The organism is Candidatus Palauibacter australiensis (assembly GCA_026705295.1).
Taxonomy (GTDB): Bacteria; Gemmatimonadota; Gemmatimonadetes; order Palauibacterales; family Palauibacteraceae; genus Palauibacter; species Palauibacter australiensis.
This window is the reverse complement of the sequence record JAPPBA010000183.1, coordinates 15,313-31,610: the sequence shown is the minus strand read 5'-3', so window position 1 is coordinate 31,610 and position 16,298 is coordinate 15,313. Positions and strand designations below refer to the sequence as shown.

Genomic DNA, 16,298 nt, shown 5'->3' with positions numbered 1-16,298 from the left:
GCGATGGCAGAGACCTTTTCCCCCCCGGAAAGCGGCGTCGACTGGGAGCCGGCCGGCGAATACCGGGACATCACCTACCACAAGAGCGATGGGATCGCCCGCATCGCCTTCAACCGGCCCGAGGTGCGCAACGCGTTCCGTCCCGACACGCTGTTCGAGATGTACGAGGCGTTTCAGGACGCGCGCGACGACGAGGGGATCGGCGTCGTCCTCCTCACGGGCAACGGACCTTCGAAGGACGGGAAGTGGGCCTTCTGCTCCGGCGGCGACCAGCGGGTGCGCGGGACGGCCGGATACGTGGGGAAGGACGGCGTCGCGCGCCTCAACGTCCTCGAGCTCCAGCGTCTCATCCGCTCGATGCCGAAGCCCGTCATCGCGCTCGTCGCCGGGTACGCGATCGGGGGCGGGCACGTGCTGCACGTCGTGTGCGACCTCACGATCGCGGCGGACAACGCCGTGTTCGGGCAGACGGGGCCGAAGGTGGGGAGCTTCGACGGAGGGTTCGGTTCCTCGTACCTGGCGCGGTCGGTGGGCCAGAAGAAGGCGCGCGAGATCTGGTATCTGTGCCGGCAGTACGGAGCGGAGGAAGCCGAGCGGATGGGGCTCGTGAACAAGGTCGTACCGCTGGCGCAGATGGAGGCGGAGGGGGTCGACTGGGCGCGCGAAATCCTCGGGAAGAGCCCGCTGGCGATCCGGTGCCTGAAGGCGGCGATGAACGCGGACTGCGACGGCCAGGCCGGGCTCCAGGAACTGGCCGGTCACGCGACGATGCTCTTCTACATGACCGAGGAGGGCCAGGAGGGGAAGAACGCCTTTCTCGAGAAACGCGCGCCGAACTTCAGACAGTACCCTTGGCGTCCATAACGCCCGGGAGCGCGGGCGCGTGGATCGCCGGCGCGCGCCTGCGCACGCTGCCGGCCGCGGTAGGGCCCGTGCTCGCGGGCGGCGGGTTGGCATGGAAGGACGGTGGTTTCGCCGTTGCGCCCTTTCTGGCGGCGCTCGTGGCCGCGCTCCTGATTCAGGTCGGCACGAACTTCGCGAACGACTATTCCGATTTCGCGCGCGGTGCCGACACGGCCGACCGGCTCGGCACGCCGCGGGTGACGCAGGCCGGTCTCCTGACCGCGGCCGCCGTCCGGCTCGGGGCGGCGGTCTCGTTCGCGCTCGCCGTCGCGATCGGCGTCTATCTCGCGCTCGTGGGCGGATGGCCGGTCGTGTGGATCGGCGTGGGCTCGATCCTGCTGGCGGTCTGCTACACGGGCGGGCCGTGGCCGTACGGCTACCACGGGCTGGGCGATCTCGCCGTGTTCATCCTGTTCGGCCCGGTCGCGGTGGCCGGCACGCATTACGTGCAGCTCTCCCGCTGGGCGCCCGAGGCGCTGCTCGCGGGGCTCGGCGCCGGGGCGCTCGCCACGGCGATCCTGGTGGTGAACAACCTGCGCGACATGGCGACGGATGCCGCGGCGGGGAAGCGCACGCTGGCCGTGCGGATCGGTCCGTTCGCGACGCGGGTCCAGTATTCGCTGCTCGTCGCCGTCGCCATCGCCGTGCCGCCCGTCGGCGTCATGGCGGGGTGGTGGCCGCCGGGGGCGTTGCTCGCGTCGGGCGCGGTGCTGCTCGCCGTCGCTCCGCTGCGCGTCGTGTGGACGTACGAGGACCCACGGACGCTGAATCCCGCCCTCGCCGCTACGGCGAGGACGACCGGGGCCTACGGCCTCCTGTTCGCGGTCGGCTGCCTGTGGTGAACGAGCCGGCGACTCCCGCCCCCTCGTCGTCCTTCTCGCTCGTGTCGCGCGACCGGGGGTGGTCCGCCGCGGAGATCCGTGCCGCGGGCGAGACAGTGGCCGCGATCCTGGAGGAAGAGGGGGTTACGGCGGGGGCCGTCGTCGCTCACCAGTTCCCGCTGGATCCGGCCGGCGTGGCCGCCCTTGCCGCGATCGCGCCGGAAACCGCCTCGGGGGGCGGCCGGGTGCTCGCGCTCGCGCACGCGGAATGGACGCCGCATGAGCGGGACGCATTCGTCGCGGCGCTTCAGCCGGCCGCTGCGCTCACGGGGAGGGCTGCGGCGTGGCCGACTTCCGGGTGGAGATCACGGACGCTCGCGGTCCCCGGGATCGGAGAGATCGTCCTGCATCTTCGGGATTCCGCCCCGCCCCATCCCGCCCCGCCGGCAGCGCCTCCGGGGCGGGCGGATCTCTCCGGGACCGGCGTCATCCTCCCCACATCCGGAACCGAAGGTCTGCCCCGCTTCGTCGTCCACGAATGGCGCTCGCCGCGCGCGAACGCCATCGCTTCGAACGAGCGTCTCGGGTTCCGCGCGGGCGACCGGTGGCTCGCGACGCTGGCCTGGGCGCACGTGGGGGGGCTCGCCGTGCCGCTGAGGGCCGCGGCCGCGGGCGCCACGGTCGTGCTGGCGGGGCCGCGCTTCGACGCCGCCTCCGTCGCCCGGGCGCTCGGCGAACTCGCCGTGACGCACGTCTCGCTCGTGCCGGCCATGCTGCACGGGCTGCTGGCCGTCGGCGCCCGGCCGCCGGGCTCTCTGCGCGCCGTCGTGCTGGGCGGCGCGGCGACCCCGCCGGATCTGGCGGAGCGGGCCCTGTCCGCCGGGTGGCCGATCGCGCTGACGTACGGATTGACCGAGGCGGGGTCGCAGGTCACCATGGCCACGCCCGCGGAGGTGCGCGCCGGCGACCGGTCGGCCGGCGTCCCGCTGACCGGCGTCGAAGTGCGGATCCGCCCGCCCGGCGATGCGGCCGCGGGGCCGGCCGGCGCGCCGGCCCCGGGCCACATCGAGGTGCGCGGCGACACGCTGTTCCGCGGATACGTCGGAGAGCCCGCGCGGCCCCCCGGCGCCTGGTTCGCGACGGGCGACCTCGGTCGCCTCGACGCGCGGGGTCGCCTGGAAGTGACGGGGCGCCTGCGCGACCGGATCGTGAGCGGAGGCACGAACGTCGACCCGGCCCAGGTGGAGGCCGTGGTCGCCGCCCACCCGGAGGTCGGCGAAGCCGCCGTCATCGGCATGCCGGACCGCCGATGGGGGCAGGTCGTGGTGGCTGTCGTCGCCGGGGAGGATCCCGACCTCCCCGCCCGTCTCGACCCGTGGTGCCGCGAACGGCTGTCGGGTCCGCGCGTGCCCCGCCGCTGGAAGGTGCTGGACCGTCTCCCCCGGACGGCGACCGGCAAGGTGGACCGCGCAAAACTGCGGATTGACCTGAGAGGCGGATGATGCAACGACCGAAGACGGCACTCGGCTGCCAGAAGAGTCGGTTCGCGCTCGAAGAGGGTGCGCATTTCCTCAACTGCGCCTATCTCGGGCCCCTCCCGCGCGCGGTCGCGGCGGCGGGGGTGGAAGGGATTCGCGGCAAGTGCTCGCCGACCCCCTTTCCGAGCGAGCGGTTCTTCACGGACTGCGACCGCGCCCGGGACCGCTTCGGGCGCCTCGTCAACGCGCCGCCGGAGCGGATCGCGCTCGCACCTTCCGCGTCTTACGGCATCGAGGTCGCGGCCCGGAATCTCCCGCTCGAACGGGGACAGAACATCGTCGTCCTCGGCGAGCAGTTCCCGAGCAACGTCTACGCGTGGCGGCGCCGCGCGGCGGCCCGCGGCTGCAGGATCCGAACGGTGGACCGCCCCAGCCCGCCCCCGTCCGCCGCGCTCTGGAACGAGCGGTTGCTCGAAGCGATCGGACCGGAGACCGCCGTCGTCTCCCTCCCGCACTGCCACTGGACGGACGGAACCCGGATCGACCTCGAGGCGGCGGGGGAGCGGGCGCGGGAAGTGGGCGCCGCGCTCGTCATCGACGGCTCGCAGTCCATCGGCGCCGTACCGTTCGACGTAGAGCGCTTTCAGCCCGACGCGTTGATCACCGTCGGGTACAAGTGGCTCCTGGGGCCCTACTCCACCGCCTTCGGGTACTACGGTCCCCGCTTCGACGACGGCACGCCGCTCGAGGAAACGTGGATCTCGCGCAGCGGTTCGGAGGATTTCCAGGGTCTCGTCGACTATACGGACGAATACAGGGAAGGGGCGGCGCGCTATGACGTGGGACAGACATCCAATTTCATCCTCGTTCCTATGCTCGTCGAGGCGCTCGACCTGATTCTCGACTGGGACCCCGCCCGCATCCTCGACTATTGCCGCGCCCTCCTGTCCGGCCTCGCCGATGAACTGCGTCGCCGCGGCTGGGCGATCGAGGACGACGAGTGGCGGACCGGAAACATCCTCGGCGTGCGCCTGCCCGCGGGCTGCGACCTCGCGGAGGTGGACGCCCGCCTCGCCGAGGCCCGCGTCTACGCCTCCCTGCGCGGCGATGCCCTGCGCGTCTCGCCGAACGTCTACAACGAACCGCGCGACATCGACGCCCTCCGACAGGTGCTGGCGACCTACAACTAGCTGACGGACCCTCACCCGTCGCCGCCATCGTCTTCATCGCCATCCCTGAAGTCGTGGCCCCCACCCCCGAACCTGCCATCCTGCCACGGATATTTCTAAACGCCTTGTACGAAAGAAGTTGCGCTTCGATGCCTCCCGGAAACAGGGGGGCATACCCACCAAAAAAAGGAGCTTGTGGAACGAGTGCCGCACGCATAAAAAGTACCCGCGTCCGGAATGCGGAAGCAGCCGCGTCACGACGGCGTGGACCAACACGACAACTCCCTTCTTCCCACGTGGCTTGCCGAATGAACCCGCTGCCCAAACGGAACACCGTCGGGACCAGGGCCCTGAATCACGTAAGCAGCGAGCCCGAGGTCTGGTGGCTCCACCGGACTGCGCCGTTCCGCACCGATGGCGACCCGGTCGTGCTCCTTCGTCGGCTTGGGAACATCGTAGCCTCCATGCCCCGCACCGAGATCGTCACGGCGATCGATGGATACATGCATGCCGTCTGCCGAACCCGGCTCGGGTACCGGGACGATCTGGAGTTCCGGTGGTCCCCGGCTGACGGCGTCATCCACGTGACATCGACGTCCCGCGTCGGCAACTTCGATTTTGCCATGAACCGCCGGCGCGTCTGGCGAGTTCGCTGGAGACTCGGGGTATGGCCGTGGCGAAGCCGTCCACGCGCACAGGTGCGCTACGTTGAGTGTCCGGGGCGCGCCGGCCTCTCAGTCCGGTGGGCGGGGGAGGCCGCGCAGGATTCGGAGCCCGGTCTCGTCCCCGGCCCCGCTCGGCACCTCCGTGCCGGCCCCGTCGCGGACGATGCTGCGGACGCGTCCGGTGGCGCGGTCGATGAGCAGCGCGGCGCGGCCCCCGCGAGTCCGGTCCACCGAGACGGACCCTGACGGGCCGCGGAGCGTGAGACGGTCCAGCGTCTTCGCCCAGACGGGGTCGAAGGGGATCGCGAAGGCGAATGCGCGGTTCTCTTCACCGATCCCGTGGGCGATCGACGTCGGCGTGAAGCTGAGCGAGAACAGGGTTCGTCCCGCTGTGTCTTGGCCCGTCAGGCGGTACGGGCCGCCCGACGAGGGAAGGCGCGCGGCCGTCGGATAGGCGAAGGCGGGTTCCAGCCGAAGTTGGCCATCGTCGACCCCGCCCCAGAGAAGGAGCATGTCGCCGCTCCCGCTTCGGCGATCCGCCGCGTGTGCGAAAGCCGAGCTCCCGGCGCTTCCGTCCCGCGCGAGGCGGAATTCCAGCATCCTGGTGAAGCTGTAGTCGCTGATCCACTGGGGATAGCAGTAGGACATCAGATCCCGGTATCCCTCCGGGTTGAACAGGTGCCCCGGGCCCGTCCCGGCGCCGCCCCCATCCCCGAAATCGTATCCCCACACGCCGATGCGGCCATCCGGCCACGGATAGTCGGCGTCCACCGCCCCGGGGTTGGTGACGGGCTCGTCGCAGGGCGTGTGCGGGCGCCCGAGGTTGTGCCCCAGCTCGTGCGCGAACACGAGGCGGAGACGGCCCGTCCTCTGCAGCAGGCCGTCCGGACCGTGTGAGGCCGTCAGGGAGCTTCGCCCGGCCAGCATCCCGAGGCCGTCGATCCAGTACGCGTCCGGGTGCCGCGCAAGGGGCTTCGGAACTCCGAAAATCCCGGCGTAGTGCTCCCGATGGTCCTCCGCTTCCATCATCCGGAGCAGTTCGATCTCACGGATGAGGCCGACGACTCCGGCCCGCGAGGTGTCCGCCCACGTGTGGTATGGTTCGCGAAGCGCCACGTGCAGGTCGCCGATGGGCAGGACCGTGCGGGCGTAGCGCAGTACGCTCCCCGAGACGGCCGACCCCGCCCCCGTGGCCGCCGCGGCGAGGTCGCTCGCGAACGCCGCCACGAGCGGATTCACGTCCCGGTTTTCGTCCGAATGGTACTGCACGGGCACGAGCGTCACGCGCAGCGGGGGCATCCGCCGAACGGCGAGGTCGTACCGGCCCTCCGTTGGGAACCGGGATCGGCTCGAGGAGGTCAGGGGGAGCGCGCCGTCGGGATCGAGTGCCACGGTCATGCTCACGCCCGGCTGCAGTACGTGGCCCGGCACGACGGCGTTGAAGGACCTTTCGAGCCGACTCTCGTCGACCGCGAGCGGAATACCTCCGCCGGGGGGATCGAGCTCCGTCCGGTACGTCTCGACTCCGTCGCGGAAGAAGGTCGCGGTGGCTCTCGGCCGGAACCCGTTGACTTCGTCCGCGGTCGCGAAGACGCGAAGGAAGGCGCGCCGGTTCGCGATCAGCGGTACGCCGCCCTCCAGGTCCTGCGCCGCTTGCGTGAGATAGGCATGGGGCACGGACAGCGTGAGCGAAGCGGGGTTGGACACGACGAGCGGGTCGCCCGCGACGAGATCGAACCCGTCGCAACGATCCGCACAGGCCTCGGCCAACGCCTCTTCCGTGCCGACCGTCACGGAGACCGGGGAATCGGCGGCGTCGCCGGGAGTGAGCGTCACGGCGGCGCTCGCCGTGGTGCCTGCCCGCACCAGGACCGAGTCGACCGAGAGCATACCCCCATGCGCAAGCAGCGGGAGCCGGACATCGAAGGGTGCGCCCTCCAGTATCCGGGCCTCGAGCGTGGCGGGTCCCGGAGCCGTCGGGTCCTCGTGGTCTGTTCGGGCCAGCCGCACGGGGAAGGCGAAGGCGGTCTCGTTCCCCCCCAGGCTCAGCCGTTCCAGGCTCCGGAGGCCTTTCAACGCGCCGGAGGGCAGGGCGCGCAGTTCGTTATCCTGCAGAAACAGTTCTCGCAGGCCGGCGAGATCGCCGAACACGCCCGCCGGAAGCGCCTGCAGCCGATTGTCGACCAGGGAGAGCCATTCGAGCCTGCGGAGGCCGGCGAACACACCCGGAGGCAGGTCGGCGATCAGGTTTCCCGCGAGATTGAGCACTTCCAGACTGGAGAGATCGGAGAACGCCCCGGGGGGAAGGGTTCCCAACCGGTAGTCCTGGAGCGAGAGCCATTCCAGGCCGGAAAGGGCGCTCAGGTCGGCCGGGCGCAGTCCGCCGCGGACGGCTCCGGTTCGCGCCTCGAGGCCGGGCTCGCGCGGCCTGATCCTCAGGGAGCGGAGTTCCGCCAGCGCCTGGCCATCGGGGGCGGTACAGTCGTCGGCCCGGAGCCCCCGCACGATCGCGTCGCGCACGGCGGCCGTCCGGTCGCATACCCCCTCCCGGATGACCACCGTGGCGCTCGACGGAGGGGCGAGCACGAAACCGCTCCCGCTCGCGGGCCGACCGAGAGCCAGGGTGAGGACCTCCCGGGGCGGCTCGATCTCATCGTCGTCGGCGATGCGGATCTCGATGACGGCGCCGCTCGCTCCCGCCGGGACTTCGACCTCGCCCTCGCCCGCGTCGAGCACATCCGCCGAATCCGCGTCATGCGTCAGCCGCGTGTCATCCACGCCCAGTGAATAGCGCAGAGCCAACGGCGATGCCGCGGCCTCGTCGAGCACGACTTCGACGCGCGCGATGCCGCCCTCCCGCGTCTGCGCCACGCCGAGGGAGAAGGCGACCCCGGCCCCGACCGTCGCCTCGAAGCGCTGCGCGACCGCAAGCCCGCCGCCGTCGCGGGCCGTGACTTCCAGGGTCGCCGACCCCGGCGCGACCCCTTCCACGGTCACCCGATCTCCGGCAACCGTGACGCGGGCCACCCGGGCGTCGAGCGACCTCGCGGCGAACGTCAGTTCGTCGCCGTCCGGATCCCGGAACCAGGCGGCGGCGTCGATGACCGCCGGATGCCCGAGCCGTACGTCGATGTCGGGGAGGGCGTCCACCGCCACCGGACTCCGGTTTTCCCGGGGCTCCGGCGGCGTGACTTCCGTTCCGCACGCGCCCACCCACACGGCGGCGCCCGCGAGCGCGACCGCGGCGGCGCGGGTTCCCAACCGGGGCCGGCGACGAGCCAAGGCTAGCTAACCGCCGGTGGGCGCAGACTCCGGCTGGCGGGCGGGCCCTTCCAGGCGTCGCACCATCACCGCCCCGCCGCTCTCGCCCCGGACGGTGAACCCCATGAGGTGGAGGAGCCCGATCACGCATCGGTTGCGGGCCCAACGCGCCAGGACGACGGCGTCGCTCCGCGCGGGATGCGGCCGTACCCCCGGAAGCCAGGTGGCCGTGCGATCCGCACCGGCCGTCCGAAGAACCCGAGACACCGTCAACCACACGGGAGCCCGCTGCCGGACGATGAAGAAACCGTCGTCGCCCTGTCGCTGGTAGAGCGGGAGGAAGACGCGGCCCGCAAACTCCGTCCGCACCGGTCCGGTCCGGTCCGCGCCGAGTTCCTGCCCCGCCTTGACCACGTCGAAGTTCTTGAACCCCGGGTGCATCCGGAATTCATCCTGCTCCGAGACGACGTGGCGATAGCGGACATCCAGCACACTCGGCAGGCCTGCTGCGCGGCGAGCGAGACGCGCCTTCAGGTCACCCGGACCCGGCGCGCTTCCTTCCTCCATCAATCCCAGGGTCTCAAGCAGGATCCACACGGCCTCCTCGTGCACGTCGATGGACGACGCGGCCGCGTGCTGCCCCGCTTCGATGCCGATGTTCGCCCAGCCCAGGCGGTCGAAGTAGTGGAGCATGGCGCCATCGATCTGCTCTTCCAGTCCCAGGACCACCGGGACGGGAAGGCGGAGTGCGAGTGCCCGGTTCTGAAGCGTGTCCCCAAGCGTCGTGAAAGGCACGCTCTCCGCTGATGTGGTATGAAGGTCGAGGACGTGGATGGGCCCGCGGGCGCGCCGGTCTTCCGCCTGGAAGGCGGCAAGAAGATCCCGCTGTTCCGCCAACTCGGCGCTCCCCACGATCGGCCCCCTGTCCCCCTCCCGCGCCGGTTCCCCGGAGCGCAGCGACTCCAGTACCGCGTCCACACGCTCGCGTTGCCACACGCGATTGAGATCCTCGTCGATGAACCGCGTACCCGCTCTGCTCGCCTGAAGGTTGCCACGGAGGCCGACCAGGTCCCCGCGCATCCGAAACCGGTTCGACGAGAGCACGTCCAATACTCGTTCCAGCGCCGCGATACCCGCCGGCTCGTTGCCGTGCAGCGAGGCGATACAGATGACGAGCGGACCGGGCTCGGCCCCCCGGTACGCGCCGATCCGTCGTCCGTGGTCTCCGGGCTCCTCGATGGCCCTCGAGGACATACTGTGGTTCACGCCCGCGGTCGGTGCAGCGTTTCCGCCTTCGCCGCGAACACGAAGTCACTCTCCGTGAGCCCGTCGATCTTGTGCGTCCAGATCCGAACGACGACCCGTCCCCAGGCGAGGAACAGGTCCGGGTGATGGTTCTGCTCCTCCGCCATCCCGCCCACGCGATTCACGAAGTCGAGCGCCGTCACGAAGTCGGGGAAGCGGTACTCCTTCTCGAGGTGGTGGCCGTCCACCACCCGCCACTCGGCCCCGAGTTCCTCCGCGAGCGCGTCCAGGGCCGCTCCCTCCAGCGGTGGAACGCCGCCTCGACAGGGGATGCACTGCTGCTGCGCGAGCGGTATCGACATCGGATCATCTCCGTGGCTGCGGTTCGTCTCTGTCCTCAGGGCGCGTCGGCAACCGCCTGCAGGAGTTCCTCATAGTCCGGCTCTACGCCCGCGTCCTCCGACACCCACCTGTACGCCACCCGGCCGTCCGTTCCGATCACGAACGCCGACCGCTTGGCGACGCCCCGGAACCCGTGAAACTCCTCGTACAGCACGCCCCAGTCACGCGAAACCGTGCGGTTGAAATCGGAGAGGATGGGGAAGGGGATCTTCTCCTCGGCCCGAAAACGGGAGGTGACGAACGGGCTGTCGACGGAGATTGCGAACACGGCGGCGTCGAGCGACGCGTAGGCGTTCCACTCGTCGCGGAGCCGGCACATCTCCGCCGTGCAGACCGAGGTGAAGGCGAGGGGGAAGAAGAGGAGTACGATCCGGTCGCGGCCGATGTGGTCCCCGAGATCGATCGTTCCTCCGGCTTCGTAGGGCAGCGTGAACGGCTCCACGCGGTCGCCGACGGATATCTTCGTGCTGGAAGTCATGTCAGAATGCGCCTCCTCCACCTCCGCCGAAGCCGCCGCCCGAGAAGCCGCCGCCCCCCGGGATCCCGCCGCCCGAGAAGCTCGATCCCTGGGCGCTGCGCGGCGCGGACTGCATCACGCTGTGCGTCTCCGCGGACATGCTGTTCAGGTTCGAGACCAGGATGTGAGCGTTGAACGTCGAAAGAGCGTGCCCATGATACCAGTCCGGGGGTTCGCGATACAGGTCCCGGAAGGCCCGCGCCCACTGCGCCGTGACGCCCAGCGCCATGGCGTACGGAAGACACTTCTCGAACATCTCGGGACCCGAGATCTTCCGCCTGTAGCGGTCGGATTCGACCCGCGTGAGGAATTCCTCGAACCCCTTCACCTGCCGCAGCAGCTCCGTCCCCCTCTTCGTGCGCGCCGGCATGAAGAGTCCGAAAACCATGATGACGAATGCTGAGGCGATGGCCGCCCCCAGCACGGCCCCCATCGCCAGCGGGAGCACGGCCTGGGCGAGCAGCCCGCCGAAGAAGATCACGATGCCGACCAGGAACCCCAGCCCCACGTACTTGCCGGCGACGATAGTCGGAGACTCCGTGTACACGCCGTGCTCGATGAGCGTCGCCAGCAACTTCGACTTCAGTTCCGGGAGGTCCTTGTAGAAGCGGTCCTTGAGGTCCGAGAGCCGGCGGGTCCTCCGCCCCCCGAACACCGCCTGCAGGAGCGCGCTTTCGTGCGGGGCGAGGCGGTCGCCAGGGTTGTCGCGCCGCTCGAAGTTGTAGTCCTTCTCCTCGCCTTCCTCGATCGTCAGGTGCCCCCGCACCGCGAGGTCGATCAGCGTCGCCGTGATGTCGCGCAGGTCCGCCCGGTTGTCGACGATGACGCCGACCTCGGCGGGCGACAGATTGCCGGGCGGCTCGTAGCGCGGCTCGATCGACCCGATTTCGGGATCGCGCCCCCGCTCGTTCCAGCGCCGGTACATGAAGGCGAGGACGAAGAAGGGCAGGAAGAGCGGCCAGTTGTCGGACAGGTACATGCCGGCGCGGTCGATCGCCGTGGGCCGCAACACGACGCCGGCATTCCATCCGACCCCGATCGTCAGGCCCTCGCGGAAGCCGAGCGGCCGGTCGGTGCGCACGGCGACCCGCGTACCGGTGACCTCGACCGTCGCGTCCCGGCCCGTCGCGCCGTACCCTCCCGTGAAGGCGTGGGCGCGCACACCCGCGACCGCCGGCGGAAGGCTAACGGTCGCGCTCGCCGTCTCGATCGGGACCGGCCATGCGGTCCCCGTCACGTTCCAGTACAGCTCGTCGTACGCCTCGACGATGCCGTCTTCGCCTTCATCGGACTCGAAGAAGCGGAGCCCGTTCGTCACGCCGTAGGAGAGTCGGACCGTGCGCACGGTGTCGACCGCGCCGGGTACCCAGATCTTCGTGTTCACGTAGTCGCCATCGCGCTTGGACTCGTAGCGCAGCGGATTCCCGTCCGCGTCCGTCACCGCCTCCACCGAAAGGCGCAGCTTGTAGCGGAACCCGTTGATCCGGTCCTCGACGCGAATCGTCCGGTAGATTCCGTTGTAGCTCCCATCGAACCGGGGGCGGATCGTCTCGGTCACCTCGATGGCCCCGCTGTCCAGCACCCGGATGTCGGCGTGGAACTCCTCGATGCGCCAGGAGCGCTCCTGCGCGGCCGCCGGGGAGAGGAAGAGACAGAGGACGCCGGCCGTGGCGCCTGCCAGCATGGCGGCTCGGGCCGCCGCCTCCGCGGCGCGTCGCGGACGCCGGAGCTTCACGAGAACGCCACCCGCGGCCCCTCGCGCTGCCGCTCGTCGTCCAGCGAGAAGAACTCCCGGCGGGTGTGGCCGAACGGCCCGGCGAGCAGGTTCGTCGGGAAGACCTGCACCTTCGTGTTGTAGTCCCGGACGACGGCGTTGTAGTAGCGTCGCGCGTTCTGCACCGCCTCCTCGATCTCATCGAGGGAGCGTTGAAAGTCCGTGAACGCCTCGACTCCCCGCAGTTGGGGGTAGGCCTCCGAGAGCGCGAAAAGCCTCCCGAGCGCCCCTGCGAGCGCACCCTCCGCTGTACCCGCCTCGGCGGGCCCCCGGGCGCCCATGGCCCGGTTCCTCGCCGCGACCACGGCCTCGAGCGTCTCGCGTTCGTGGCCCGCGGATGCCTCCACCGTCTCCATGAGGTTGGGGATGAGGTCCCAGCGGCGCTTGAGCTGGACGTCGATGTCGGCCCAGGCGCCGTTCACGCGCACGCGCAGCCGCACGAGACTGTTGTACATCCCGATCATGATGAAGGCGACCGCCGCGAAGCTGACCAGAAACCACAGCATGAGCTGCCTCTCCTCCCCCTATTCTCCACGTCCAAGGCGGAGGATGATCTCGAACTCCTCCTCCGTCACCGGCATGACCGAGAGTCGCATGCCGCGTTTCATGACATTGATAGCCTCGAGGCCGGCCGTTTCTTTCATCATCTGCCGCGTCACCGGCGTTCCGAAGGTCTCCACGTAGCGGAAATCGGGACACCACCAGCGGGGATTCTCCCGGCTCGATTTCGGGTCGAAGTAGCCGCTGTCGGGGTCGAACTGCGAGGAGTCCGGGTGCGCCGGACCCGCGACTTCCGCCACGCCGTAGACGCCAAGTACCTTGGTGTTGGAATGATAGATGAGGATCTTCTCGCCCGGATTCATCCGGTCGCGCATGAAGTTCCGGACCTGGTAGTTGCGCACGCCGTCCCATTCCGTCTCGCCATCCCGGGCGAGGTCGTCGATCGAATACACGTGAGGCTCGGTCTTGGCCAGCCAGTATCCGGTGATTTCGACCGGCATTTCACGCCTTCCTTGCTCGTGTTTCCCCGCATCCCGCTGGCGCGCGGGCGTTCCGCGCGGATGGGCGAATCTACCGGCGCGGCCGCGCACGGTGAACCCCGTGCCCGCGGCACTCTCGGTCGCTCGCGTCATTCCGGGACACGACGCTAGTTTGCCTGAACCGGAACGGGCGCGCAGCCGCCCAGAGAGCTTCACGTCGCACGGAGAAAGCATGAAGATCCCGCTGTATCAGCTCGACGCCTTCTCGGACCGGCCCTTCGAGGGCAATCCGGCGGCTGTTTGTCCGCTCGATGCGTGGCTCGAAGACGACGTCCTGCAGAAGATCGCGGCGGAGAACAACCTCTCCGAGACCGCGTTCTTCGTTCGCGACGACGAGAGAGACGAGGGAGGGTTCAGGCTCCGCTGGTTCACGCCCGTTTCGGAGGTCGACCTGTGCGGACACGCGACGCTGGCCTCCGCCTGGGTCATTCTCGAGAGGTTGGCGCCGGGCCGCGAGAGCGTACGCTTCGAGACGAGAAGCGGCGAGCTCGTCGTGGAGCGGGGCGACGGGGACCTGTTCGTGATGGATTTCCCGGCGCGTCCGGCGGTGTCGCGCGAGGCCCCTCGCGCCCTGGTGGAGGGGCTGGGCGCGGAGCCCGCGGAGGTTCTGGCCTCGGAGCGGGACTATCTCGTCCTCCTCGAGGCCGAGGACGACGTCCGGAAGCTGAAGCCGGATTTCACCCGGCTGCGCGGGCTGGATCGGCTCGGGATCATCGTGAGCGCGCCCGGAGTGAGCGCGGATTTCGTGTCCCGCTTCTTTGCGCCGAGCGTCGGCGTGCCGGAGGATCCGGTCACCGGCTCCGCGCACTGCACGCTGGCGCCCTACTGGGCCGAGCGGCTCGGTCGCGGCGAGGCGCCGCTCGAGGCGCGCCAGATCAGCGCCCGCGGCGGTACCCTCATCTGTCGCCACCTCGGGGACCGCGTGACGATCGCCGGCCGAGCGGCGCTTTACCTGACGGGCGAGATTGCGCTGTGACGGTTTGCGGAGTGCGGCCGTCTACGGGACGACGAGAGACACCGAGCGCGGGGCCGGGCGACCGACCGGACGCCCTGGAGACGCGGGAAGGAGCGGGACAGATGATGCGTACGCGGATGCGGAGCCCCGGCATGCTCGGGGCCGGACTCGCCGTGCTGGTGACGCTGGTGACGCTGGCGCCCGCGGACGTCGCGGCGCAGGTGCCTGGCGGACAGATCCCCGGCCAACCCCCCCGGGCACCCGCTTCGGGCGGAAGCGGCACGCAGTGGGATCTGGGCGGTACCTTGTCCCTGATGGCGCCGCGGGGGCAGTTCCGTTCGTTCGTCAACGACGGTTTCGGGGGAGCGCTCACGGCCCTGCTCGGCTTCCAGGACTCCCCCGCCTTCCGGGTCCGGTTCGAAGCCGGCTTCGTCGAATACGGGTCGGAGACGCTTGGCGTCCCCGTATTCGCTGCGACCGACCGGGTCCTGACCGACATCGTTACGCAGAACAACATCGGCTACCTGGGATTCGGCCCCGAGATCCGGCTTCCGTACGGCCCCGTCCAGCCCTTCGTGAACGGCTTCGTGGGGCTCGGCTACTTCTTCACGGTCAGCTCGGTCGAGCCCGGTTGGGATCTCTACCACACGCTCTATCGCGACTCGCCCTATCAGGGAACGACGGTGAACTTCGACGACGTGCGGGCGGCGTACGGCGTCGGCGGCGGGCTCGCGATCCCGGTCCGCCGGTCCGCCAAGCCGATCGTGTTGAAGCTCGAAGCCCAGTACCGGAGGCACGGCCGCACGGAGTATCTCGTGCCCGGGAGCATCGTCGAGGACGGCTTCGGCGGGAGTTCGTTCTCCCCCATTGCCTCCGACGTCGACTTCCTGCTCTTCCAGGTGGGGGTGACGTTCAGAGTGTGAGCGTGCCGAGCCGTCGGCCGCCGCCGTCGGCCGACGGCGGCCACTTCGGCCCGGCCTCGGGCCGCTACGGCTGGCGGCGCTCCAGGCGGGAGACGGAGCCGGTGAGGTTCACGACGTAGAGTTCCCCGGCGCCGTCGACGCCGAAGGACGACACCGCCCCGAGACTTCCCACGTTCCAGCGTCGCTCGTCCGTCGCCTGTCCGCCGTCGAACCGGAAGCTTCGCAGGAAGCCGGTGCAGAAATCCGAGTAGAAGTAGTGCCCCGCGATCTCGGGGAGCTGTGAGCCGCGGTAGACGTATCCTCCGGTCACCGAGCAGACGTTGCCGTCGTGGATGTACTCGACGACGGGCAGCGTGAGACCCGACATGTCGCACCCGGAACTCTGGTAGCAGGCGGACCCTTCCATCGTGCTCCAGCCGTAGTTCACGCCCGCCTCTCCGGCCGGCACGGCGTTGATCTCCTCGCGTTCGTTCTGGCCCACGTCCGCCACGTAGAGGACGTCCCCCGTGAAGTCGAAGGTCGAGCGCCACGGGTTCCGGACGCCGATGGCCCAGATCTCGCCCCGCCCGCCCTCCTCTCCAGCGAAGGGGTTGTCGTCCGGGATCGCGTACGGGTCGCCTCCGTCCACGTCGAGGCGGAGGATCGAACCGTGCAGCGTCTCCGGATTCTGCCCGTTGCCGAACGGATCGCCGGCCCCGCCCTCGTCGCCGAGGAAGATGTACAGCATCCCGTCGGGCCCGAACTGCAGCATTCCGCCGTTGTGGTTCTGGCGGCGCTGCGTGAGCGCGAGGATCCGCTTCGCCGAACCCGGGTCGAGGCGGTCGGGGTCCCCCGAGATGGTGTAACGCTCGACCACCGTGTCGTCCCCCGGGTCGGTGTAGTAGACGAAGACCTGTCCGTTGTCCGCGTACCGCGGGTGGAAGGCCATCGTCAGGAGGCCGCCCTCGGGCGCCGTTCCCACGCGGCCAGAGAGGTCGAGGAAGGGGTCGCCGAGGAGTTGTCCGTCCGCGCTCGCGATGCGGATGCGGCCCGTCTGCTCCACGACGAAGAGCCTCGCGTCGCCCGGTGGAGCGGCGAGGAAAACCGGCTGGGAGAGCCCGGTCAACACCTCGTTCGCCGCCAGCTCGAAGGCGACGGGCTCCGGC

14 protein-coding genes are annotated in these 16,298 nt (G+C 70.0%); 6 read left to right on the top strand and 8 right to left on the bottom strand.

Annotated features, from left to right (window positions below):
* Positions 1 to 3: 3 nt before the first annotated feature.
* From menB to OXN85_15255, 4 genes are read left to right on the top strand one after another with little or no spacing between them, the layout of a single operon-like run.
* Entirely contained in the window at positions 4 to 864 is an 861-nt protein-coding gene (menB, locus tag OXN85_15270; protein ID MCY3601326.1) for a 1,4-dihydroxy-2-naphthoyl-CoA synthase, read from the top strand.
* Positions 852 to 1,745 carry a 1,4-dihydroxy-2-naphthoate polyprenyltransferase gene (locus OXN85_15265; GenBank protein ID MCY3601325.1) on the top strand — a complete coding sequence of 298 codons (894 nt, stop codon included), beginning with the start codon at positions 852 to 854 and terminating at the stop codon, positions 1,743 to 1,745. The genes menB and OXN85_15265 overlap by 13 nt, the downstream gene beginning before the upstream one ends.
* Positions 1,742 to 3,226 (top strand): AMP-binding protein, encoded by a 1,485-nt coding sequence (locus OXN85_15260; GenBank protein MCY3601324.1) that lies wholly within the window; start codon positions 1,742 to 1,744, stop codon positions 3,224 to 3,226. Before OXN85_15265 ends, OXN85_15260 begins: the two co-directional genes overlap by 4 nt.
* Positions 3,223 to 4,392, top strand: a complete 1,170-nt coding sequence (locus OXN85_15255; GenBank protein ID MCY3601323.1) for an aminotransferase class V-fold PLP-dependent enzyme — start codon at positions 3,223 to 3,225, stop codon at positions 4,390 to 4,392. Before OXN85_15260 ends, OXN85_15255 begins: the two co-directional genes overlap by 4 nt.
* 713 nt (positions 4,393 to 5,105) lie before the next feature.
* Here the strand turns inward: OXN85_15255 and OXN85_15250 are convergent.
* The 7 genes from OXN85_15250 to OXN85_15220 are packed head-to-tail and all read right to left on the bottom strand — an operon-like array spanning position 5,106 to position 13,236.
* Positions 5,106 to 8,318 carry a hypothetical protein gene (locus tag OXN85_15250; protein MCY3601322.1) on the bottom strand — a complete coding sequence of 1,071 codons (3,213 nt, stop codon included), beginning with the start codon at positions 8,316 to 8,318 and terminating at the stop codon, positions 5,106 to 5,108.
* 6 nt (positions 8,319 to 8,324) lie between these two features.
* The gene (locus OXN85_15245) at positions 8,325 to 9,551 is read right to left on the bottom strand and encodes a succinylglutamate desuccinylase/aspartoacylase family protein (protein MCY3601321.1); all 1,227 of its coding nucleotides are present in this window, start codon (positions 9,549 to 9,551) and stop codon (positions 8,325 to 8,327) included.
* A gap of 8 nt (positions 9,552 to 9,559) precedes the next feature.
* The gene (locus OXN85_15240; GenBank protein ID MCY3601320.1) at positions 9,560 to 9,904 is read right to left on the bottom strand and encodes a 4a-hydroxytetrahydrobiopterin dehydratase; all 345 of its coding nucleotides are present in this window, start codon (positions 9,902 to 9,904) and stop codon (positions 9,560 to 9,562) included.
* A 35-nt stretch (positions 9,905 to 9,939) separates the two neighbouring features.
* Complete coding sequence (locus OXN85_15235) at positions 9,940 to 10,422, bottom strand: redoxin domain-containing protein (GenBank protein ID MCY3601319.1); 483 nt, start codon at positions 10,420 to 10,422, stop codon at positions 9,940 to 9,942.
* A gap of 1 nt (position 10,423) precedes the next feature.
* A complete protein-coding gene (locus tag OXN85_15230; protein ID MCY3601318.1) occupies positions 10,424 to 12,196 on the bottom strand; it encodes a DUF2207 domain-containing protein in 1,773 nt (590 codons plus the stop codon).
* Positions 12,193 to 12,741 (bottom strand): LemA family protein, encoded by a 549-nt coding sequence (locus OXN85_15225; GenBank protein ID MCY3601317.1) that lies wholly within the window; start codon positions 12,739 to 12,741, stop codon positions 12,193 to 12,195. The genes OXN85_15230 and OXN85_15225 overlap by 4 nt, the downstream gene beginning before the upstream one ends.
* Before the next feature lie 18 nt (positions 12,742 to 12,759).
* Positions 12,760 to 13,236 (bottom strand): EVE domain-containing protein, encoded by a 477-nt coding sequence (locus tag OXN85_15220; protein MCY3601316.1) that lies wholly within the window; start codon positions 13,234 to 13,236, stop codon positions 12,760 to 12,762.
* Between the two features lie 211 nt (positions 13,237 to 13,447).
* On the opposite strand from OXN85_15220, the gene OXN85_15215 reads away from it, so the two are divergent.
* Together OXN85_15215 and OXN85_15210 are read left to right on the top strand one after the other, a co-directional pair.
* Complete coding sequence (locus OXN85_15215) at positions 13,448 to 14,251, top strand: PhzF family phenazine biosynthesis protein (protein MCY3601315.1); 804 nt, start codon at positions 13,448 to 13,450, stop codon at positions 14,249 to 14,251.
* A 101-nt stretch (positions 14,252 to 14,352) separates the two neighbouring features.
* A complete protein-coding gene (locus OXN85_15210) occupies positions 14,353 to 15,153 on the top strand; it encodes a hypothetical protein (GenBank protein MCY3601314.1) in 801 nt (266 codons plus the stop codon).
* A 64-nt stretch (positions 15,154 to 15,217) separates the two neighbouring features.
* Here OXN85_15210 and OXN85_15205 read toward each other — a convergent pair whose 3' ends face one another.
* The gene (locus OXN85_15205; GenBank protein MCY3601313.1) at positions 15,218 to 16,258 is read right to left on the bottom strand and encodes a PQQ-dependent sugar dehydrogenase; all 1,041 of its coding nucleotides are present in this window, start codon (positions 16,256 to 16,258) and stop codon (positions 15,218 to 15,220) included.
* Positions 16,259 to 16,298 lie beyond the last annotated feature (40 nt).

What these genes read in the sequence shown, in the direction of transcription:
- menB (MCY3601326.1), top strand. Translation starts at nt 4, where the DNA reads ATGGCAGAGACCTTTTCCCCCCCGGAAAGCGGCGTCGACTGGGAGCCG.
- OXN85_15255 (MCY3601323.1), top strand. Translation starts at nt 3,223, where the DNA reads ATGATGCAACGACCGAAGACGGCACTCGGCTGCCAGAAGAGTCGGTTC.
- OXN85_15245 (MCY3601321.1), bottom strand. Translation starts at nt 9,551, where the DNA reads ATGTCCTCGAGGGCCATCGAGGAGCCCGGAGACCACGGACGACGGATC.
- OXN85_15240 (MCY3601320.1), bottom strand. Translation starts at nt 9,904, where the DNA reads ATGTCGATACCGCTCGCGCAGCAGCAGTGCATCCCCTGTCGAGGCGGC.
- OXN85_15235 (MCY3601319.1), bottom strand. Translation starts at nt 10,422, where the DNA reads ATGACTTCCAGCACGAAGATATCCGTCGGCGACCGCGTGGAGCCGTTC.
- OXN85_15225 (MCY3601317.1), bottom strand. Translation starts at nt 12,741, where the DNA reads ATGCTGTGGTTTCTGGTCAGCTTCGCGGCGGTCGCCTTCATCATGATC.
- OXN85_15220 (MCY3601316.1), bottom strand. Translation starts at nt 13,236, where the DNA reads ATGCCGGTCGAAATCACCGGATACTGGCTGGCCAAGACCGAGCCTCAC.
- OXN85_15215 (MCY3601315.1), top strand. Translation starts at nt 13,448, where the DNA reads ATGAAGATCCCGCTGTATCAGCTCGACGCCTTCTCGGACCGGCCCTTC.
- OXN85_15210 (MCY3601314.1), top strand. Translation starts at nt 14,353, where the DNA reads ATGATGCGTACGCGGATGCGGAGCCCCGGCATGCTCGGGGCCGGACTC.